The 19,921-nt window shown below is 44.7% G+C and carries 22 protein-coding genes; 21 read left to right on the forward strand and 1 reads right to left on the reverse strand.

Annotation, left to right across the window (positions count from 1 at the left end):
- The first annotated feature begins 186 nt into the window (after nt 1-186).
- The 17 genes from BTA30_RS02395 (at nt 187) to fni (ending at nt 16,514) form a co-directional block, all read left to right on the forward strand.
- Nucleotides 187-1,245 (forward strand): YpbB family protein, encoded by a 1,059-nt coding sequence (locus BTA30_RS02395; RefSeq protein ID WP_076758784.1) that lies wholly within the window; start codon nt 187-189, stop codon nt 1,243-1,245.
- Nucleotides 1,238-2,734 carry a RecQ family ATP-dependent DNA helicase gene (locus BTA30_RS02400; RefSeq protein WP_076758787.1) on the forward strand — a complete coding sequence of 499 codons (1,497 nt, stop codon included), beginning with the start codon at nt 1,238-1,240 and terminating at the stop codon, nt 2,732-2,734. The genes BTA30_RS02395 and BTA30_RS02400 overlap by 8 nt, the downstream gene beginning before the upstream one ends.
- Nucleotides 2,728-3,378, forward strand: coding sequence for a CPBP family intramembrane glutamic endopeptidase (locus BTA30_RS02405; RefSeq protein ID WP_076758790.1), 651 nt, complete (start codon nt 2,728-2,730; stop codon nt 3,376-3,378). The genes BTA30_RS02400 and BTA30_RS02405 overlap by 7 nt, the downstream gene beginning before the upstream one ends.
- A complete protein-coding gene (locus BTA30_RS02410) occupies nt 3,314-4,057 on the forward strand; it encodes a LysM peptidoglycan-binding domain-containing protein (protein ID WP_076758793.1) in 744 nt (247 codons plus the stop codon). Before BTA30_RS02405 ends, BTA30_RS02410 begins: the two co-directional genes overlap by 65 nt.
- 68 nt (nt 4,058-4,125) lie before the next feature.
- Nucleotides 4,126-4,569 (forward strand): YpbF family protein, encoded by a 444-nt coding sequence (locus BTA30_RS02415; RefSeq protein WP_076758795.1) that lies wholly within the window; start codon nt 4,126-4,128, stop codon nt 4,567-4,569.
- An 85-nt stretch (nt 4,570-4,654) separates the two neighbouring features.
- The gene (locus tag BTA30_RS02420) at nt 4,655-5,431 is read left to right on the forward strand and encodes a metallophosphoesterase (protein WP_076758995.1); all 777 of its coding nucleotides are present in this window, start codon (nt 4,655-4,657) and stop codon (nt 5,429-5,431) included.
- 154 nt (nt 5,432-5,585) lie between these two features.
- Nucleotides 5,586-6,170, forward strand: coding sequence for a genetic competence negative regulator (locus BTA30_RS02425; protein ID WP_076758798.1), 585 nt, complete (start codon nt 5,586-5,588; stop codon nt 6,168-6,170).
- A gap of 194 nt (nt 6,171-6,364) precedes the next feature.
- Nucleotides 6,365-7,639, forward strand: a complete 1,275-nt coding sequence (locus tag BTA30_RS02430; RefSeq protein ID WP_076758801.1) for a Glu/Leu/Phe/Val family dehydrogenase — start codon at nt 6,365-6,367, stop codon at nt 7,637-7,639.
- A gap of 88 nt (nt 7,640-7,727) precedes the next feature.
- The gene (locus BTA30_RS02435) at nt 7,728-8,693 is read left to right on the forward strand and encodes a YpdA family putative bacillithiol disulfide reductase (RefSeq protein WP_076758804.1); all 966 of its coding nucleotides are present in this window, start codon (nt 7,728-7,730) and stop codon (nt 8,691-8,693) included.
- Between the two features lie 109 nt (nt 8,694-8,802).
- Nucleotides 8,803-9,771, forward strand: a complete 969-nt coding sequence (locus BTA30_RS02440; protein ID WP_076758807.1) for an asparaginase — start codon at nt 8,803-8,805, stop codon at nt 9,769-9,771.
- An 84-nt stretch (nt 9,772-9,855) separates the two neighbouring features.
- Nucleotides 9,856-10,524 (forward strand): glutamic-type intramembrane protease PrsW, encoded by a 669-nt coding sequence (prsW, locus tag BTA30_RS02445; protein ID WP_076758809.1) that lies wholly within the window; start codon nt 9,856-9,858, stop codon nt 10,522-10,524.
- 155 nt (nt 10,525-10,679) lie between these two features.
- A complete protein-coding gene (gene sleB, locus BTA30_RS02450; protein WP_076758812.1) occupies nt 10,680-11,618 on the forward strand; it encodes a spore cortex-lytic enzyme in 939 nt (312 codons plus the stop codon).
- A 16-nt stretch (nt 11,619-11,634) separates the two neighbouring features.
- On the forward strand, nt 11,635-12,987 hold the full coding sequence (ypeB, locus tag BTA30_RS02455; RefSeq protein ID WP_076758816.1) for a germination protein YpeB: 1,353 nt from the start codon (nt 11,635-11,637) through the stop codon (nt 12,985-12,987).
- Between the two features lie 161 nt (nt 12,988-13,148).
- Nucleotides 13,149-13,325 (forward strand): YpfB family protein, encoded by a 177-nt coding sequence (locus tag BTA30_RS23155; protein WP_094777272.1) that lies wholly within the window; start codon nt 13,149-13,151, stop codon nt 13,323-13,325.
- Nucleotides 13,326-13,404: 79 nt separating this feature from the next.
- A complete protein-coding gene (gene cmk, locus BTA30_RS02460; RefSeq protein ID WP_076758819.1) occupies nt 13,405-14,085 on the forward strand; it encodes a (d)CMP kinase in 681 nt (226 codons plus the stop codon).
- 217 nt (nt 14,086-14,302) lie between these two features.
- Nucleotides 14,303-15,451, forward strand: coding sequence for a 30S ribosomal protein S1 (gene rpsA, locus BTA30_RS02465; RefSeq protein WP_076758821.1), 1,149 nt, complete (start codon nt 14,303-14,305; stop codon nt 15,449-15,451).
- Between the two features lie 13 nt (nt 15,452-15,464).
- Nucleotides 15,465-16,514 (forward strand): type 2 isopentenyl-diphosphate Delta-isomerase, encoded by a 1,050-nt coding sequence (gene fni / locus BTA30_RS02470; protein WP_125921370.1) that lies wholly within the window; start codon nt 15,465-15,467, stop codon nt 16,512-16,514.
- 30 nt (nt 16,515-16,544) lie between these two features.
- On the opposite strand, the gene BTA30_RS02475 is transcribed toward fni, so the two are convergent.
- Entirely contained in the window at nt 16,545-16,676 is a 132-nt protein-coding gene (locus tag BTA30_RS02475) for a YpzI family protein (protein WP_076758823.1), read from the reverse strand.
- 72 nt (nt 16,677-16,748) lie between these two features.
- On the opposite strand from BTA30_RS02475, the gene BTA30_RS02480 reads away from it, so the two are divergent.
- From BTA30_RS02480 to der, 4 genes are all read left to right on the forward strand, one after another.
- On the forward strand, nt 16,749-17,351 hold the full coding sequence (locus tag BTA30_RS02480) for a YphA family membrane protein (RefSeq protein ID WP_076758827.1): 603 nt from the start codon (nt 16,749-16,751) through the stop codon (nt 17,349-17,351).
- On the forward strand, nt 17,348-18,253 hold the full coding sequence (locus tag BTA30_RS02485) for a YIEGIA family protein (protein ID WP_076758831.1): 906 nt from the start codon (nt 17,348-17,350) through the stop codon (nt 18,251-18,253). Before BTA30_RS02480 ends, BTA30_RS02485 begins: the two co-directional genes overlap by 4 nt.
- Nucleotides 18,246-18,440: a capping complex subunit for YIEGIA gene (locus BTA30_RS02490; protein WP_076758834.1), complete on the forward strand. Its 195-nt coding sequence runs from the start codon at nt 18,246-18,248 to the stop codon at nt 18,438-18,440. Before BTA30_RS02485 ends, BTA30_RS02490 begins: the two co-directional genes overlap by 8 nt.
- Before the next feature lie 165 nt (nt 18,441-18,605).
- Nucleotides 18,606-19,916, forward strand: a complete 1,311-nt coding sequence (gene der, locus BTA30_RS02495; protein WP_076759000.1) for a ribosome biogenesis GTPase Der — start codon at nt 18,606-18,608, stop codon at nt 19,914-19,916.
- Nucleotides 19,917-19,921: the final 5 nt, after the last annotated feature.

Genomic DNA, 19,921 nt, shown 5'->3' on the forward strand with positions numbered 1-19,921 from the left:
TTCCTTATTGTAATGGTGTTAATCTGACATTTCAACTCAAAAATATTGAGAATGCTTATCACATAAGGGTTCTACTGCTAACATACCCCTTTTAAATGACTTTAAACATCGATTTCTCCGCAAAATCTGTTAAAATAAAAAGAAGAAAAATATCGAATGTTGGCCTAAAAGAATGCAGGTGATGCTATGTCGGTTTATTTTTTTGACGCCGTTGTGCTGGACATCCTTTCTTCAATGAGAGGAGAGCGGTCGCCGAGCGCCGTGTTCCATTTATTAAAAGGGAAAAGGTCGTCACAGACGATACAAGACGCCGGTTTATTTGCTGTCTCAAAGTATTTCGGCTTTAGTCCGTCCCTTTCAAGAGACCAATTGAACAGCAGTGTTCAAAAGTTGAAGCAGAAATCTTTTATTGCCGAAAAAACAGGGACTGACGCTTATGCCGTGACTGAAAGCGGTCAACAAGAGCTGGCCCGCTGCTTCAGCATGCATCCATGGCCCAAGCACTTTCACGGCGCATATTATCAGGCAGCCGCTAAAATCATGTGGGGGAGGATGTCTCTTTTGCTTCAGGTGCTCTCAAACAGACGATATCGTGAGCGCGCTTATTTGCCGATCACAAAAGATTACCAGATTCAAAACTGGGTCAGACACTACTTGAGAAGCCGGAATACTGAAGAAATGGCTGCGCGCTTCCACAAAGAACTGAAAGAAAGGCTGTCGGCATTGAACGATGATGAACAGGCTTCAGTTTTTGTACATTCTCTGACATCAGCCAGAAAAGCAGGCTTTACATTTAAACAGCTTGCGGAAAAAATGCATCGGGATGAATGGTACATATATGCGTTGTTTTGGGATGTGCTGCACTATTTTATTCAATCCGCCCAAAATGGTGAGAGTCCGATATTGCAAACGCTGATTCATGATATGTCTTTTCAAGATGCGCTGACGCAATCGACGAGAAAAACGCTGCTTCTCATCAAAGATGGCAAATCAATTGACCGGATTGCAGAAATCAGAAATCTGAAAACGGCGACGATCGAGGATCATATAGTGGAAATCGCGATCCGTGAGCCGGCTTTTTCCATTGAAAGATATGTTTCAAAAGAGGAGCAGAAAATCATTGCCGATTATGCAAAAACCAACCAAACCAATAAAATCAGACATATTAAAGAAGGCCTCGGGGATAAATACAGCTATTTCAAGATCCGTCTGGCCCTGTCGAAAACGGTGAGCCGGCATGGATAAACTTCATCAGGCCCTCCGCCGCCATTTCGGATACAGTTCGTTTAAAAAAGGTCAGGAAACGATTATGAAAAGCGTTCTTGAGGGGCGGGATACGGTGGCGATGCTTCCGACAGGAGGGGGGAAATCATTATGTTACCAGCTTCCGGGATTTTTGACAGACGGAACGGTTTTGATTGTTTCCCCGCTGCTTTCTTTAATGGAAGATCAGGTGCAGCAGCTGAAGATGCGGGGCGAAAAAAGGACGGCCGCGTATAACAGCGTCTTGACGTATCAAGAAAGAGACTATATTTTAAAACAGCTTCACCGTCTTAAATTTCTTTACATTTCACCTGAAGCACTTCAGTCTGAACAGATCATCAAACGTCTTCAGACGATTAAAGTCAGCCTTTTTGTCGTTGATGAAGCCCACTGTATTTCGCAATGGGGACATGACTTCAGACCCGATTATTCGAAGCTCGGCGAGATCAAAGCGCTTCTCGGCAATCCGCCCACACTGGCGCTTACAGCGACGGCAACAGAAGCGACATTAAAGGATATATCCCAAATGCTCGGGCTTGCGGAAGCCAGTTATTTCATCTATTCTGTTGATCGCCCGAATATCGCCCTTCATATTGAAAATCTCCGGGATACAGCTGCAAAAACGGAAAGGCTGATTGAACTGGTTCGCAAACTCCAAGGGCCGGGCCTTGTCTATTGTCCGACGAGAAAATGGACTGAAGAGCTGGCTGAGAGGCTCACCGAAGAGACAAGGCTGAGAACGGGCTTTTATCACGGGGGGATGGAATCTGGCGACAGGATGCTGATCCAGCAGCAGTTCATCCGTAATCAGCTAGATGCGGTCTGCTGTACAAATGCCTTTGGAATGGGGGTCGATAAGCCGGATGTCAGGTATGTGATTCATTTCAACCTCCCGCAGACCGCAGAGGCCTATATGCAGGAAATCGGCCGCGCAGGCCGGGACGGACAGCAGAGCATCAGCATCCTCCTGAAAGCTCCAGGAGATGAAGGCATTCAGGAGCAGCTGATTCAAACGGAAGCCCTTAGTCAACACGATATTGACTTTTTATATGAAAAGCTTGCCGATGTGAAGGATGAACGCGCTTTAAGGGACATTCTTCAGCAGTCAGGCCTATCAGAAACACAGGCCCGCCATTTTGTACACCTTTACTTAAAGGTTCATCATTTAGGTGATGACGGAAGAGAGCTCATCTATCGGGAAATGGACAGCCGAAAACACCTGAAATTAAAAAAGATGGCCGGCTTCGCGTCCATCACCGAAAGCGAAGGATGCTTCCGCAGAGGCCTGCTGGCTTATTTTAATGAAGAGCTAAAGCCCCGAAAAAACAGCGGTGCAGCTTGCTGTACATATTGCGGTTTAGATCTTGATGCATACGAAACTAAAGGAGACCGCCCATTTATGAATGAATTGACAGCCTGGGAAGAAGAATTGGATGCGATATTCGCCGCCGGCCGTGATCGTTTATGCTGAAAAAACAAACTGAAATCATTAAACGGCTGTCAGACAGGGAAATGTTGAAACAGCTATATGCTTCACAAGCTTTGATGCTCGTTTTAGCGCTGCTGTTGGGAATCTTTTTATTTGATGATATCGGCGGTTTTTTCTCGCTTTGGAATGGGTTCGACCCGAACATCCTGACTTATGGGGTGCCGTTATCGGCTCTTGTCATTTTGATTGATCTGGCAGTGATGAAATGGGTTCCCCGGCATATGTATGACGATGAAGGGATTAATGAAAAGCTATTTCGCAATCGGTCATACCCGCATATCCTGTTCCTTACCCTTTTTATAGCATTTGCCGAAGAAATATTGTTTAGAGGCGTCATCCAGACCCATTTCGGCATTTGGACTGCGAGCATCATTTTCGCGATTTTGCATTTTCGTTATTTAAAAAAGTGGCTGCTTTTTGCAATGGTTGTTTCGATCAGTTTTCTGCTCGGACTGAGCTTTCAGCAGACTCATAATTTATTCGTGCCTGTCACGGCTCATTTTTTGATTGATGTGGTATTCGCGTGCCAGATTCGTTTTCAACACGTAAGGAGGAGTTCACATGGCGGAGATGTCCAGGATAGAGAGGAAGAAAAAGGAGCAGGGGGAGGAGAAAGCCCGCGCTGAATTCGACTGGGAGGTTCCGAAAGAGCCGGAGCAGGCTGAAGATGAGCTCCCTTCCAGACAGTCATATCGTGAAAAAAAGAAAAACAGCAAGAATAAAAACAGAAACCCTTTGTTTACATCGCTTGCTGTCATGTTTTTTTTCATCCCGATCATCGTTTTTCTTGTGTTCATGTATATGCTGAACCAAAACGATGCTGATACTAACCCTGGACAATATGACGACGTGTTTTATGAAAAGTCGGATGAAACAGGGGTGCTCGATGAAAAAAAAGACGGTGAACAGTCCGTTGAAGAAGAGAAAGATTCACAGCATACAGCCGCCGCCCTTGAAGAAGAAAAGCCGAAAGAAGACAGCAGCAAATCGGAAAAAAAAGCGGATGAATCCCGGCAAAAGACTGAAAAAAAGAAAGAACCAGAAGAAAAGGAAACGAATAGAGCTGAGGAAAAGCCTGCTGTAACAAAGAAAAAGGTAGCTGAAACAACGCCGCCGGTGCAAAAAGCCGCCGAACCGAAGCCGAAAAAGGTGCTCAAGCACACAGTTGCTGAAAAAGAAACGCTTTTCAGGATCTCACTGAAATATTATAAGGACCGGTCAGGAGAAGAAAAAATCCGCAATTACAATCAATTATCCGGCAGCAATGTCTACGCGGGACAGGTGCTGGATATTCCTATTTATTAACCCATGGTATGATTTGGGCCGCATCTACATATACATTGTACTAACAATTAGGACAAGGTGTGAGGACTGTGGGGAGCGAGCTTAATCAGCTGGACCGTTTCGCCGACGAACCTACAAGACAAATGCTTCGCGGCTTAATTAAGAGAAAACAGAAGTATGAAAATTATGCTAGGCAGACATTCAGATGGCAGGCAGCCGCCATCATTTGCGCGGCTTCGTTTTGTTTGTTTATAGCGGCAAAAGGGCTGGGGCAAAGCGGTTTTCTGTCCGAAATGCTCAATGACTCCATTTATCTGTTTTGGATATTGTCCGCCGCTTTCGCCTACAGCACCGCTTATTATTTTAAAAAGAAGGAAGAAAAAGCGGAAGGGGAATATCATAAGCTGAGATGTGAGATTATTCAGAAAAGCACGGATTTATGGCCTCAGCCTGAAATGTGGAAATCACGGGAAACGGTTTTTAAGTTAATGAAACAGCAATATGACATCAACCTTTATTTCGAAAGCAAATAAAGTTAAAAGACGTTTTCTTGTGAAAAGAAACGTCTTTTTTCGTCAGCCGTCTTATGAAGAAAGAAAACAAGATTGGAGAATGATTATGATCTATTTGCTCAGTCTCATTTTTGCAGCTTTGATTTGCTTTTTCGCCTTGCTTTGGAAAATGTCTGCTATCGCTAAAGAAAACACGGTTGTGCGTGCAGAGTTTCCCGTCGGACGCCTCAAAGAACCGCTGAACCTCTTTTTTATTTCAGATATTCACAGGAGGACAGTCAGTACAGAGATCATCCAAGAAGTAAAAGAACACGGGGTTCACCTCGTAGTCATCGGAGGCGACCTGGCGGAGCACGGCGTCCCGTTTCCGACGATTGAAGAAAATATAAAAAGGCTGGCAAGTTTGGGAAAAACGTATTTTGTATGGGGAAACAATGATTATGAAGTCGATCAGCAAAGATTGACCAGCATTTTCAAGAAATACGCCGTGACAGCCTTGCGCAATGAGTCGGTTCTTTACGAACGTAACGGACAAGCCGTCAATATTTGCGGAGTCGACGATATCAGACTCGAATTGGACGATTACAGAGAAGCTGTGCGCCGACTCCAGAGCAATGCACCGACTCTTTTAGTTTCACATAATCCGGAGATTCATCATCAAATACATGAGACGGATGGAATTGACGCTGTATTCAGCGGACATACACACGGGGGGCAGATCCGCATCGGCAGGCTTGGCTTGTATGAAAAAGGGGGGATGGGAACGGTTCATCAGGCATGCTACCTGATCAGCAACGGCTACGGGACGACAAAACTTCCTTTAAGGCTTGGGGCACGGCCTGAAACACATCTGATCAAGCTCGTTCCGAAGCAACAGCACTAAGCTTTTTCCTCTGAAAAGAAACGAAAAGACGGCATAGTGCTTGTCTTCCAGTGAAACACAGTGTAAACTGGTATCAAAATTAAGAACCTATGACTCATCATCTCCATATAATTAAGATATATGATGTGTGCAAGAAGAGGCAGGAGGGAACGTTATGCGGCTTGAGCGTCTAAATTATAACAAGATCAAAATCTTTCTGACACTTGATGATCTGACAGACCGGGGGCTGACGAAAGAAGACCTTTGGAAAGACTCATTTAAAGTTCAGCAGCTGTTTAAGGACATGATGAACGAAGCGAATACAGAGCTCGGGTTTGAAGCGAATGGCCCAATTGCTGTGGAAGTGTATTCTCTTCAGGCGCAAGGAATGGTCATCATTGTCACCAAAAACCATGAAACAGATGAAGACGATAATGAGTATGATGAGGATTATATAGAAATGCAAGTCAAGCTTGGGGAAAGTGTTGACATAGTATATGAGTTTCAAACGTTTGAACATCTGATCGAGCTGTCCAGAAATCTTGACCGCATCGGCATTCAAGGCGGAACAGTCTATCATTATGGAGACAGATATTTCTTAAGTTTGGATGACTTTGATTCCCACTCTGTTGACGGCGTGATTTCGATTTTGGCCGAATACGGAAGCCCGACGACTTTAACCATTTACAGACTTCAGGAATATGGAAAGAAAATCATGGATAACAATGCTGTTCAGACGATTCAGACATACTTTAAGTAACCCGCATCGCAAAAGATTTTCTGCTGTGTTAAACAGCAGTTTTTTTCTGCCGAAAATAAGAATATAACAAAAAAGATTTTTCTCGAATATTTTCACGAAAAATGGTTGTTTGTTCTTTGCATGATTGGTGCAAGGGTGTATACTATTCTCTGAAAGGACAACATGCCAGAAAGACTTTAGGAGGTTAACTTATAATGGTAGCCGATCAAAACACCGGTCATACTGAAGAAAATACACATGACGTTTTAAAATCAACGCAAACGGTGATACATAAGGCGCTTGAAAAATTGGGGTATCCAGAAGAAGTGTATGAATTGTTAAAAGAACCGATTCGTTTTCTAACGGTTAAAATTCCGGTTCGCATGGATGATGGATCTGTGAAAATCTTTACGGGATACCGCGCCCAGCACAATGATGCAGTAGGGCCGACAAAAGGCGGCATCCGTTTTCATCCGGGGGTTACAGAAAAAGAAGTTAAAGCGCTTTCTATTTGGATGAGTCTGAAATGCGGAATCATTGACCTTCCATATGGAGGCGGAAAGGGCGGGATCATTTGTGATCCAAGGGATATGTCCTTTCCTGAACTGGAACGTTTAAGCAGAGGCTACGTCAGGGCGATCAGCCAAATTGTCGGACCGACAAAAGACGTGCCGGCTCCCGATGTATTTACTAATTCTCAAATTATGGCATGGATGATGGACGAATATTCAAGAATCGATGAATTCAACTCTCCGGGTTTCATTACCGGAAAACCGCTCGTTTTAGGTGGTTCTCACGGCAGAGAATCTGCGACAGCAAAAGGGGTTACAATCTGTATTAAAGAAGCAGCGAAGAAAAAAGACATCGAAATAGAAGGGGCTTCTGTCGTTGTGCAGGGGTTCGGAAATGCGGGAAGCTACCTGGCGAAATTTATGCATGATGCAGGTGCAAAGATTGTCGGCATTTCTGATGCATACGGCGGCTTATATGATCCGGAAGGCCTTGACATCGATTATCTGCTCGACCGTCGCGACAGCTTTGGAACCGTCACCAAGCTGTTCAACGATACGATTACAAATCAGGAGCTGCTGGAGCTGGAATGCGACATTTTAGTGCCGGCTGCGATTGAAAACCAAATTACCGCGGAAAACGCACATAACATTAATGCGAAAATCGTCGTCGAAGCGGCCAATGGACCGACAACGCTTGAAGCAACGAAAATTCTTTCCGACCGCGATATTCTGCTTGTGCCGGATGTGCTTGCGAGCGCAGGCGGTGTGACGGTATCTTATTTTGAATGGGTGCAAAACAATCAGGGCTTCTACTGGACAGAAGAAGAAGTGGAAGATCGATTGGAAAAAATGATGGTCAAATCATTTAACAATATTTATGAGATGTCCCACAACCGCAGAATTGACATGCGGCTTGCCGCCTACATGGTGGGAGTCCGCAAGATGGCGGAAGCTTCACGCTTCAGAGGCTGGATATAGATTCTAGCATTTGCAACAAGCAAAAAAATCTCCTATCATGAAATAGGAGATTTTTTGTTTTTCGGATATGACAGGAGATGAATGGAACATGAAAGAAGAAAAAGTCATCATTATCGGCGGCGGCCCCTGCGGGCTTTCGGCGGCTATTGCGATGCAGCAGATCGGAATAGATGCCCTCGTCATCGAAAAGGGGAATATTGTAAACAGCATTTATCAATATCCTACACATCAAACGTTTTTTAGTTCGAGCGAAAAGCTGGAAATCGGTGATGTGGCATTTATTACTGAACATCACAAACCGGTCAGAAATCAGGCGCTTTCTTATTACAGAGAAGTCGCCAAACGGAAAAATTTGAGAGTCAATGCTTTTGAAAAGGTTCATTCTGTAACGAAAACCGAAAAGAATCAGTTTATCGTGGAAACATCCAAGGACACCTACCTGGCTTCATTTTGCGTCGCTGCGACGGGATACTATGACAACCCGAATTATATGAATGTACCGGGCGAGGATCTTCCAAAGGTGTTCCATTATTTCAAAGAAGCCCATCCATATTTTGATAAAGATGTTGCGGTCATCGGCGGCAAAAATTCAAGCGTTGACGCGGCTATGGAGCTTGTCAAAGCAGGCGCGCGAGTGACGGTTTTATACAGGGGAAAAGAGTATTCCTCCAGCATAAAACCGTGGATTCTTCCCGAATTTGTCTCCCTTGTCAAAAACGGAAAAATACGGATGGAATTCCGTGCAGCCGTCAAGCAAATTACGGAAGACCGGCTGATTTTTTCTGTTGACGGGCAAGAGACCAGCATCAAGAATGATTTTGTATTCGCGATGACGGGCTATCATCCCGATCACAGCTTCCTTCAAAAAATGGGCGTTCAAATTGATGCTGAAACAGGCCGTCCATTCTTCCGCGAAGAAACGATGGAGACGAATGAAGAAGGCGTTTTTATTGCAGGCGTTATCGCCGCGGGGAACAATGCGAATGAAATCTTTATTGAAAACGGACGTTTTCACGGCGGTTTAATTGCAGCTGAAATCGCGAAACGGATTTAAAATTTCCCGCGATATGATTTGTTACATGAAAAAGAGAGCATATCTATATATAGATGTGCTCTCTCTTTTTTTCTGCACACAAATCACGACGTAAAGGGGCATCGTAAAGATGAAAAACAAAGTAGCTCTCATCACCACAGGAGGGACGATCGCCAGCCGGAAAACCGAAAGCGGAAGGCTGGCAGCGGGCGCCATCAGCGGGACAGAACTCGCCGGAATCTGCAACCTTCCTGAAGATGTTGAGATCGATGTATATCCGACTTTTCAGCTTCCGAGCATGCATATTACATTTCAAGATTTATTGGAACTGAAAAAGGCCATTGAAAAGGTTTTTGAGGACAAATCATATGACGGGGCCGTTGTCACGCACGGAACCGATTCACTTGAAGAAACGGCCTATTTCTTAGATTTAACCATACAGGATGAAAGACCGGTTGTTGTTACAGGCTCGCAGCGCGCCCCGGAGCAGCAGGGCAGTGATGCATATACAAATATCAGACACGCGGTTTATACGGCCTCAAGACGGGATATAAGGGGAGCGGGCACAGTTGTCGTTTTTAACGAAAGAATATTTAATGCGCGTTATGTTAAAAAAGTCCATGCCTCCAACCTGCAGGGCTTTGACGTATTTGGCTTTGGCTACTTAGGCATCATTGACAATGATCAAGTGTATGTTTATCAAAAGCCCTTAAGACGAGATGTCCATCAGCTCAAAAAGGCTCTGCCAGAAGTGGATATCATTAAATGCTATCTCGACGCAGACGGAAAGTTCGTGCGCGCCGCCGTGCATGAAGGAGCCGCCGGGATCGTGCTTGAGGGTGTCGGGAGGGGACAGGTGACGCCGAAGATGATGGCCGATATCGAATATGCATTAAATCAAGGCGTTTATATTGTCATCACGACAAGCGCGGAAGAAGGCGAAGTCTATACGACATATGACTATGCCGGGAGCAGCTACGATCTGGTGAAAAAAGGCGTCATTTTAGGAAAAGATTACGACAGCAAAAAAGCGAGGATGAAATTGGCTGTTCTGCTCGCCAGCTATGAGAGCGGCATAAAGGACAAGTTCTGCTACTAGGAGAATCGCAGCATATCTTTTCAATTTCAAAACAATCAGAATCATGGTAGGATAGAATGAGATGATAAAGAAAGAGGTTTCCTCATGCTCGGAATTATCTCCGCAGGCTTAGCTCCCGGAATCGCATTGTTAATGTATTTTTACTTAAAGGAAAAGTATGAATCAGAGCCCATTCATATGGTGGTCCGCCTCTTTATACTGGGGGTTTTGCTCGTCTTTCCGACGATGTTTATACAGTATGTATTGGAAAAAGAACACATATCAGAAGGCAGTTTCTTCGTTTCTTTTTTATCTTCCGGGTTTTTGGAAGAATTTTTAAAATGGTTCCTGCTGATGGTCAGCGTTTTTCAGCATGTCGACTTTGATGAACACTATGACGGAATCGTATACGGGACAAGCATTTCATTGGGGTTTGCCACGCTGGAAAATATATTATACCTCATCGGAAACGGGGTTGAATACGCATTTGGGCGCGCTTTGCTTCCGGTATCAAGCCATGCTTTATTCGGCGTTATTATGGGCTTTTATATCGGCAAAGCCCGATTTTCCACAAGTAAAACGAAGCTGAAATGGCTTTTGCTCTCGCTCTTTATACCGGTCGTACTGCACGGTCTTTACGATTACATCCTGCTTGCCTTGAAAAATTGGATTTATTTTATGCCGCCGTTTATGATTTTTCTCTGGTGGTTCGGCCTTCGGAAAGCAAAAAAAGCCCGCTCGGTCAAAGCCGGAGAACAGCCGCTCCATCATTAGCCGCCTTTTTTAAAGGCGGTTTTTTATTGGCCGAAAAAGCGGATGGGACGTGAAAACCGATTTTTTGCCTGAGATGAAACAGAAAGGAAATCGTGTATAAAATCTGCCTCGCTACAAAAGATATGGTTACAAAAATGCTGGAGGAGGCTTAAAACATGAAGTCGAAAGGTTCTTTTTGTTTGAATGTCATTCTTTGTACCATTATGGCAACCAGTCTTTCACTTCCATTCAGTCAAAAAAGCTCTGCCTTTTCTGAACAGGTGATACAGCGGGGGGCAACAGGTAATGATGTGATTGAACTGCAGGCAAGGCTTCAATATAACGGCTATTATAATGGCAAAATTGACGGGGTGTATGGATGGGCTACATATTGGGCTGTCCGCAATTTTCAACATCAGTTTGGATTAAAAGAGACAGACGGCCTTGTCGGTCCGAAAACAAAACGATTTTTGATTAATCATTCGAAATATTACAGCGATTTTGTACACAGACAGCTTAGAAAAGGAAACAAATTTACACATTACGGCGGCCTGCCGCTGAAACATCAGACGAAGCCTTCAAAAGAGGTGCAAAAGCAGGCAAGAAAAAAAGCGGAAGCCAGACAGCAGCAGCCCGCTCCAAAGCAGGATACGGCCCAAAAACAGCCGCAGGCTCCTGCGCAGCCTAAAAAACAAGAAAAGCCGAAAGCTGCTGCGCCTAAAAAACAGGACGCAGTTGCAGCAAACATGCCGGGCGGCTTTTCAAACAATGACATCAATCTATTGGCGCAAGCCGTTTACGGCGAAGCGCGTGGGGAGCCGTATGACGGCCAGGTCGCGGTTGCAGCCGTCATTTTGAACCGGATTAACAGCTCGACTTTCCCAAATACGGTTGCAGGCGTTATATTTGAACCGCTTGCATTTACAGCCGTAGCCGACGGCCAAATTTATATGACGCCGGATGAAACAGCGAAGAAAGCCGTTCTGGATGCCATCAATGGATGGGATCCTTCAGAAAGTGCTATGTACTATTTCAACCCTGATACGGCCACAAGCTCATGGATATGGGGAAGACCTCAAATCAAAAGGATCGGCAAACACATTTTCTGTGAATAAAAGCGAGGTGTTATAAATGATCAGAGGAATTTTAATCGCCATTTTAGGTATCGCCATAGTCGGAACAAGCTACTGGGGTTATAAAGAGCATCAGGAGAAAGACGCGGTTTTATTGCATGCGGAAAACAATTATCAGCGGGCGTTTCACGATTTAACCTATCAGGTGGATCAGCTTCATGATAAAATCGGCAGCACGCTTGCCATGAACAGCAAAAAAACGCTGTCCCCCGCTTTAGCGGAAGTCTGGAAGACGACGTCTGAAGCGCACAACAATGTCAGCCAGCTCCCCCTTACTTTAATGCCGTTTAATAAAACGGAAGAGTTTTTGGCGAATGTCGGGGATTTCAGCTATAAAGCAGCCGTCCGGGACCTTGATAAGGAACCGCTCAACAAAAAAGAGTACGCTTCTTTAAATAAGCTTTATGAAAATGCAAAAGATATACAAAATGAACTGCGGAATGTTCAACATCTGATCCTTGACAATAATTTAAGATGGATGGATGTGGAACTTGCGCTTGCCTCAGGGCAAAAGCAAAGCGACAATACGATAATCAACGGCTTTAAAACGGTGGAAAAAAGCGCAACAGCGTTTTCGGAAACCGATTTTGGCCCGGCGACAATGACGAGCATGAAAAAAGAGAAGCAGGGATACGATCATTTAAAGGGCAAAAAAATAACCGAAAAAGAGGCGCGCAAAATTGCTCAAAAGTTCGCTCCAGACAAAAATCATCATATCAAAGTGGCGAAGAGCGGCAAGAAAACGAACAGGGACGTCTACAGCATCAGCATGCAGGACCCTGACCAAAAAGCGGATATTTACATGGACATTACAGAAAAAGGCGGATATCCCGTTTACCTGATCCAAAACAAAAAAATTAAAAAAGAAAAAATCAGTTTAAATGATGCATCAAACCGGGCGCTTCAATTTTTGAAAAAGAACGGTTATAACATAAACGATCTTAAAATGGATGAAAGCTCGCAATATGACGGGGTCGGCGTTTTCTCATTTGTCCCTATTCAGAACGATGTGTGGCTGTATCCGGACAGCATCCGGATCAAGGTAGCCCTTGACGACGGTGAAATTGTCGGCTTTAATGCGAAGGATTTCTTGACCTCACATAAACAAAGAGATCTGCCGAAGCCTAAATTGACGCCGGAAAAAGCAAAAGCGAACCTCAATTCGAATGTAAAGGTTCAGGAAACGCGCCTCGCCCTGATTACGAATGAGCTTTCTCAAGAAGTCTTGTGCTATGAAATACTCGGTACGATTGAAAACGATACGTTCCGCATGTTTATCAACGCCAATGACGGCAGTGAAGAGAAAATAGAGAAAATGAAAAGCGCAGAACCGATATATAAAGACCTGTGATGGAGAAAGGAAAAGGCTTAAAAATGGCCTTTTCCTTTTTGGTATGCGGAATAATCAGACCTAAACATTTCCATACTGAATGTATGGGGCTTGAATCTAACGTTCCCGGAAATTGAAAAGGCCTGACCCGGCGTTTGCCTGCCAGGCATCGGAGGAATCATATGAAAACCATTGAGCGGTTATTGTTTAAAATTCTTGTCGTACAGGGCGTTATTTTAATTTGCGTTCAGCTTCTGTTTCATTTTTCAAAAGCTGAACCTTATCTGTCAAAGGTCGTGCAGTATGAAGGAGTAAACAAAATGGAAATCGGCGAATGGATCGAGACATTTAAGCCGTAAATCACGTGAAAATCTCCCCTTTTTCGCTTCGATCATGATACAATCCTATAAGGAGTACCAGAGAGCAAGGAGAGGAATTATGGAAAAGAAATTATGTATCGCAATCGACGGCCCTGCCGCAGCAGGAAAGAGCACAGTGGCTAAAATCGTGGCCAAAAAAAAGGGCTATATTTATATTGACACGGGCGCTATGTATCGGGCCATTACGTATTTAGCGCTCAAAAAGGGCGTTGAGCTGACCGATGAAGCCGGACTGACGACATTATTAAAAGAGTCCGCCATCGATCTCTCGGTTTCAGAAGAAGGGGAGCAGAAGGTATATATCGCAGGCGAGGATGTAACAGAAGCGATCCGCACGGACGAAGTAAGCAATCAGGTTTCGATCGCCGCCAAGCACGGAGGCATCCGCGAAGAAATGACAAAAAGGCAGCAGCAGCTGGCCGAAAAGGGCGGGGTCGTCATGGACGGCCGCGATATCGGCACCCATGTGCTTCCCAATGCGGAAGTGAAAATTTTTCTGCTTGCATCAGTAGAAGAGCGGGCAAAGCGTCGCTTTGAAGAAAACGCCAAAAAAGGGTACAATGTAAATTATGAAACGCTTGCAGAAGAAATCAGGCGCCGCGACAAACTTGATTCCGAGCGGGAGATTTCTCCTCTGAAAAAAGCGGATGACGCGCTTGAAATCGATACGACTTCATTATCCATTGATGAAGTGGCTGAGAAAATCTTGCAAGTTGTAGACAAAATGGCTCAAAAATAAAAAATCCGGGCAAATTACTTATTGTCTGCATGTTTTGACTTGACAAACACAGGCTTTTATTAGAAGTTAGTAATAATAAATCATTTTATAGAACATTCAAATATCCATTTTTGAATGTTTCTCTAATACATATCGGCTTTTCGGACTGTTAGACATTCAGTTCGGAAAAACCGTTTTCACAAAAGCTGTGTAGGTTTGGACCAAGGAGGTTATTGAAATGACAGAGGAAATGAATCAAATTGATGTTCAAGTACCAGAGGTTGGAGATGTGGTGAAAGGTATTGTAACGAAAGTTGAGGACAAGCATGTCGATGTTGACATCCCCAACTGCAAGCAAACCGGTATTATCCCAATCAGTGAATTATCAAGTCTCCATGTTGAAAAAGCATCAGATGTCGTCAATGTTGACGATGAGCTTGAATTAAAAGTAACAAAAGTGGAAGACGATGCATTGATTTTATCAAAACGTGCTGTTGATGCAGACCGCGCTTGGGAAGACCTAGAGAAAAAGTTTGAGTCGAAAGAAGTGTTTGAAGCCGAAGTGAAAGACGTCGTCAAAGGCGGTCTTGTAGTCGATATAGGCGTGCGCGGATTCATCCCTGCATCACTTGTCGAAGCACATTTTGTTGAAGACTTTGCAGATTATAAAGGAAAGACGCTTACATTAATCGTTGTTGAGCTTGACAGAGATAAAAACCGGGTGATCTTATCCCACCGTGCGGTTGTTGAAAAAGAACAAACCGAAAGAAAACAAGGATTCCTGCAGACATTGGAAGCGGGACAGATTCTTGAAGGAAAAGTTCAGCGCCTGACAGACTTCGGTGCTTTCGTTGACATCGGTGGCATCGACGGACTTGTTCATATTTCCCAGCTTTCACATTCACATGTTGAGAAACCGTCAGACGTTGTCGAAGAAGGCCAGGAGGTAAAAGTGAAAGTTCTTTCCGTTGACCGCGATAATGAACGGATATCACTGTCGATCAAAGAAACCCTTCCTGGACCATGGGCCAATATCGGTGAAAAAGTGAAACCGGGAGACGTCCTTGACGGCAAAGTTCAGCGCTTGGTAAGCTTCGGTGCATTTGTTGAAGTGCTTCCGGGAGTAGAAGGACTTGTTCATATTTCTCAAATCTCAAATAAACACATCGGGACGCCTCACGAAGTGCTTGAAGAAGGCCAGGAAGTGAAAGTCAAAGTTCTCGATGTCAATGAAGAGGAAGAGCGAATTTCTTTAAGCATGAAAGAGCTTGAAGAAAACAATGACAAAGCAGAACAGGAAAATTACCGTCAGTACCAGGCGAAAGAAGAATCTTCCGGATTCCAGCTTGGCGAAATGATTGGAGATAAACTGAATAAATTAAAGTAATTTGGTGATGATGGTGACGCGAGCCGAGAGAAAAAAAGAACACATTGAACATGCCCTGTCCACAGGACAAAACCGTCAGACGGGGTTTGATGATATCACGTTTGTTCACGTCAGCCTTCCGGAAACGGCATTGTCACAAGTTGATACTTCAACCAAAATAGGCGAACTGCTCTTAAGTTCGCCTATTTTTATCAATGCAATGACCGGCGGCGGAGGGCTGGCGACACTTGAGATTAACAGAGCTTTAGCGCAAGCTGCATCGGCAGCAAACATCCCTGTTGCTGTAGGATCTCAAATGTCCGCGATAAAAGACCCTGAGGAGCGCCCTTCTTATGAGATTGTCAGAAAAGAAAACCCGAAGGGGCTTGTGTTCGCCAATTTAGGCAGTGAAGCGACGGTTGAGCAGGCTCAGAGAGCAGTCGATATGATCGAAGCGGATATGCTTCAGATTCATCTGAATGTAATTCAGGAAATGGTTATGCCTGAAGGCGATCGCTGCTTTATCGGGCGATTGCGCCGGATTGAGGATATCTGCCGTACAGTCAGTGTCCCTGTTTCTGTCAAGGAAGTGGGCTTCGGAATGAGCAGCAACACCGCTGCACAGCTGTTTCATGCGGGGGTCCATGCAGTTGATGTCGGCGGCTTTGGCGGGACGAATTTTTCAAAAATCGAAAACTTGCGAAGGGACAAAGCAGTTGGGTTTTTTAATCAATGGGGCATATCAACCGCGGCGAGCTTAGCCGAGGTCAGCTCCGCATTCAGCGATCGTCCGGTCATTGCCTCCGGCGGCATTCAGGATGCGCTTGATCTGGCAAAATCGATCGCTTTGGGAGCGTCTGCCGCAGGGATGGCCGGCCATTTTCTCAAGGTGCTGACAGACTCAGGCGAAGACGCTTTGGTCGAGGAGATGACGAGCCTTATCGAAGATCTGAAAAGAATCATGACTGTACTGGGCTGCCGCACAATTGAGGAACTCAAAAAAGCCCCCCTTGTATTAAAGGGGGATACCTATCATTGGCTGAAAGCAAGGGGAATTGATCCTTCCGCTTACAGCGTGCGTTAAAGAGCCGGCTTATCAAAAAGCCGGCTCTTTTTATGGATTACGCTTTCGCGCTTCTTCAGCGCTCTCCAGAGAGGAAGCTCCGTTATGGCTGATCGCTTGGTCGCGGTCTGATTCGGTGCGCCTTTCTTTCTTTAGTTTCTTTTCCTGCCTGTCTTTTCCCATTGTTGTTCGCTCCTTCGCATAGGTTTAAAAATCCATCAGTCACTCCATACTAAAAATGGAGGACGAAAAAATATGGAAGAATTTTATTACTATTGGTCAATGTGGTTTTTGTGGGTTTTGACAACTTTTATCCTTGAGAAAAACAGAATCCGATTGTTTGCCTCGGCATTTATTTTGCTCAACATCATTTTAAGTATGTATCAGCTCCAGTTCATCTTGTTTTTTAATGCCGCTTATTTGCTGTTCTATACGGGTGCATATTGGCTGAACGGGTATCTCTCGATCTACAAAAGCGTCAGGCGCTTATTGCTTCATCTTGCCATGGTGTTTGCCTACGGTTTTTTATTTCTTTTTGCATTATATGATCCGGTTTGGTTTATCCTAAAGCCTGAATGGCTGATCATCATGCTGTTTGTGATCATGACGGCGGCTTTTGAAAAAAGCTTCGCCAGCCGCCTGGCGCTGTTTGTACTTGGCATGTGCCAGGGAGAGCTGTTGTACTCGCTCATCATCAGAAAGCTTTATGGAGACATTGTTGTCGGTGGATTCTCTTGGCTGTCAATGTGTTCAGCCGGCATTGTTCTGATTTATGGAATGTCCCAATGTGAGCGGCTTGTACATCAGATCCATCAAATATGGAAGCGATTGAATAAAGGAGCAACCAAAATGTCATGAGTCAATATACTTATCCGATTCTCTTGGGAATTATCGCCGGTATTGGAGTCAGAGTGTATATGCTAAGGACCGATTACCGCCAGTACCCGACCTATCTTCACGGGAAAACGATACATATCGCACTGGCGATGATCGCTGCAAGCATCGGAGCGGTCATCATTCCATCTATATTAAAATCCGATTATACAGCCATCACGTTTTTAACGTTGGCCGCAACCCAATTCAGGGATGTCCGCAATATGGAAAGGGAAACATTGACACAGCTAGACGGCTATGAACTCGTTTCAAGAGGAAGCACGTATATTGAAGGAATTGCGATCGCTTTTGAAAGCCGGAACTACATTGTCATTTTTACGTCGCTCTTAACGACTTTGGCCTATATTCTTTTTTCATCTATATGGGCCGGGCTTGCGGTTGTGCTCATTTGTTTTATCGCCGGAAGAATCTTAATGTCCGGAAGCTTTATGAAGCATATCGTGGATATCGAGTACAAAAAACCGCACTTTGAAGGTTCAGGCCTTTATGTCGATAATATTTATATTATGAATATCGGTATTCCTGAAAAGCAGAAACTGATTCTCGAACACGGCATGGGCTTCATATTAAAACCGAAAAACTTCAATTCGGCGGTGACGATCGCCAATCTCGGCCAAAGGCAGGCGATATTATTCGATGTGTCAAACGTACTCGGGGTTTATCGGGATTCAGGCGAACCGTCGCTTACCCCTTTGGCTAAAAGGGATCTAAATGACGGACGAGTCGCCGTATTTGTCCTTCCGGTCATCAAGGATAAGGACACGGCCATCAGAGTGATCGGGGACGTGCCGACACTTGAGAACGCAATCCGTATACCCATGGAGTTTATTAAAGAAAGGCACAGCAAGGTGATAAAAAATGAGTGAGTCGATCGAAAAATTTATCCTGGCAGTCGTTACGACCAGGCGGGATCGGGTTATCGGCGGTACATCTGTATTTTTTTGCGACAATCAGGAAGAGATGAATACGTATGCCAAAAATCTTGAAGCCATTCTTGACGGAATTGCCCACGGAATAGGGGATGACCTGTATTTGATTGTGAAACATTTTTAATTAGAGTTGTGCTCTCTTTAGAAATTGATATAATATATGAGTTAAGCCCTTCTGCATGAAAAAAGAAGGGTTTCTTTCTTCACGATGAATTTTGAAATGAAAAACTATGATCATTCATTTAAAAATGGAATGAATGCTTGGAAGAGAATTGAAAGGAAGGGTACTATGGGAAAACCTGTCGTAGCCATAGTTGGAAGACCCAATGTGGGAAAGTCGACAATCTTTAACCGGATTGCAGGCGAAAGAATTTCGATTGTGGAAGATACACCCGGTGTGACACGGGATCGGATATACAGCTCTGCTGAATGGCTGAACCATGATTTTAACCTGATTGACACTGGCGGGATTGAAGTTGGTGATGAGCCGTTTCTCGCGCAAATCCGCCACCAGGCCGAGATCGCCATGGAAGAAGCCGATGTGATCATTTTCATGACGAACGGCCGCGAAGGCGTCACAGCCGCCGACGAAGAAGTTGCAAAAATTTTATACCGCACAAAAAAACCGGTTGTTCTGGCGGTCAATAAACTCGATAATCCGGAAATGAGAGCGAATGTTTACGATTTTTATTCACTCGGATTTGGCGAGCCGTATCCCATTTCAGGAACGCACGGGCTCGGGCTTGGCGATTTGCTTGATGCGGTCAGCGAACATTTTAAAAACATACCCGAGACGAAATATGAAGATGAAGTGGTTCAATTTTGTCTCATCGGCCGGCCGAACGTAGGAAAATCATCTCTCGTGAACGCCATGCTTGGAGAGGAGCGCGTCATCGTCAGCAACATCGCCGGAACGACACGGGATGCCATTGACACGAGGTTTACGTATAATCAGCGGGACTTTGTCATCGTCGACACAGCCGGGATGAGAAAAAAAGGAAAGGTCTACGAGTCAACTGAAAAATACAGTGTGCTCAGAGCCTTGAAAGCGATCGACCGTTCGGAAGTCGTCGCCGTCGTTTTGGATGGCGAAGAAGGTATTATTGAACAGGATAAACGGATCGCCGGTTATGCGCATGAAGCAGGGAAAGCGGTCGTTATTGTTGTCAATAAATGGGATGCGGTCGACAAAGACGAGCGGACAATGAAAGAATTTGAGCAAAATATCAGAGACCACTTTCAATTTTTAGATTATGCGCCTGTGCTGTTCATGTCCGCATTGACTAAAAAGCGGATTCATACGCTGATGCCGGCTATCCTGACGGCAAGCGAAAACCATTCGATGAGGGTGCAGACCAACATCCTTAATGATATCATTATGGATGCGGTGGCTATGAATCCGACGCCGACCCATAGCGGAAACCGCTTGAAAATCTATTATACGACCCAGGTGGCTGTTAAGCCGCCGACTTTTGTCGTGTTTGTCAATGATCCGGAGCTCATGCACTTTTCTTATGAACGCTTTTTGGAAAACCGGATACGCGATGCGTTTGGATTTGAAGGAACACCGATCAAGATTTTCGCAAGAGCAAGAAAATAAAGAGG

Source organism: Bacillus swezeyi (assembly GCF_001969815.1).
In the GTDB taxonomy this organism is placed as follows: domain Bacteria; phylum Bacillota; class Bacilli; order Bacillales; family Bacillaceae; genus Bacillus; species Bacillus swezeyi.

Bases quoted from the DNA above. Each gene is read 5' to 3' on its own strand.
- prsW (WP_076758809.1), top strand. From the start codon at position 9,856: ATGCTCGGAATTATCTCCGCAGGCTTAGCTCCCGGAATCGCATTGTTA.
- BTA30_RS02425 (WP_076758798.1), top strand. From the start codon at position 5,586: ATGCGGCTTGAGCGTCTAAATTATAACAAGATCAAAATCTTTCTGACA.
- BTA30_RS02395 (WP_076758784.1), top strand. From the start codon at position 187: ATGTCGGTTTATTTTTTTGACGCCGTTGTGCTGGACATCCTTTCTTCA.
- BTA30_RS02400 (WP_076758787.1), top strand. From the start codon at position 1,238: ATGGATAAACTTCATCAGGCCCTCCGCCGCCATTTCGGATACAGTTCG.
- BTA30_RS02405 (WP_076758790.1), top strand. From the start codon at position 2,728: ATGCTGAAAAAACAAACTGAAATCATTAAACGGCTGTCAGACAGGGAA.
- ypeB (WP_076758816.1), top strand. From the start codon at position 11,635: ATGATCAGAGGAATTTTAATCGCCATTTTAGGTATCGCCATAGTCGGA.
- sleB (WP_076758812.1), top strand. From the start codon at position 10,680: ATGAAGTCGAAAGGTTCTTTTTGTTTGAATGTCATTCTTTGTACCATT.
- BTA30_RS02410 (WP_076758793.1), top strand. From the start codon at position 3,314: ATGGCGGAGATGTCCAGGATAGAGAGGAAGAAAAAGGAGCAGGGGGAG.
- BTA30_RS02435 (WP_076758804.1), top strand. From the start codon at position 7,728: ATGAAAGAAGAAAAAGTCATCATTATCGGCGGCGGCCCCTGCGGGCTT.
- cmk (WP_076758819.1), top strand. From the start codon at position 13,405: ATGGAAAAGAAATTATGTATCGCAATCGACGGCCCTGCCGCAGCAGGA.
- BTA30_RS02485 (WP_076758831.1), top strand. From the start codon at position 17,348: ATGAGTCAATATACTTATCCGATTCTCTTGGGAATTATCGCCGGTATT.
- BTA30_RS02490 (WP_076758834.1), top strand. From the start codon at position 18,246: ATGAGTGAGTCGATCGAAAAATTTATCCTGGCAGTCGTTACGACCAGG.
- der (WP_076759000.1), top strand. From the start codon at position 18,606: ATGGGAAAACCTGTCGTAGCCATAGTTGGAAGACCCAATGTGGGAAAG.
- BTA30_RS02430 (WP_076758801.1), top strand. From the start codon at position 6,365: ATGGTAGCCGATCAAAACACCGGTCATACTGAAGAAAATACACATGAC.
- BTA30_RS02475 (WP_076758823.1), bottom strand. From the start codon at position 16,676: ATGGGAAAAGACAGGCAGGAAAAGAAACTAAAGAAAGAAAGGCGCACC.
- BTA30_RS02480 (WP_076758827.1), top strand. From the start codon at position 16,749: ATGGAAGAATTTTATTACTATTGGTCAATGTGGTTTTTGTGGGTTTTG.
- BTA30_RS02440 (WP_076758807.1), top strand. From the start codon at position 8,803: ATGAAAAACAAAGTAGCTCTCATCACCACAGGAGGGACGATCGCCAGC.
- BTA30_RS23155 (WP_094777272.1), top strand. From the start codon at position 13,149: ATGAAAACCATTGAGCGGTTATTGTTTAAAATTCTTGTCGTACAGGGC.
- BTA30_RS02420 (WP_076758995.1), top strand. From the start codon at position 4,655: ATGATCTATTTGCTCAGTCTCATTTTTGCAGCTTTGATTTGCTTTTTC.
- rpsA (WP_076758821.1), top strand. From the start codon at position 14,303: ATGACAGAGGAAATGAATCAAATTGATGTTCAAGTACCAGAGGTTGGA.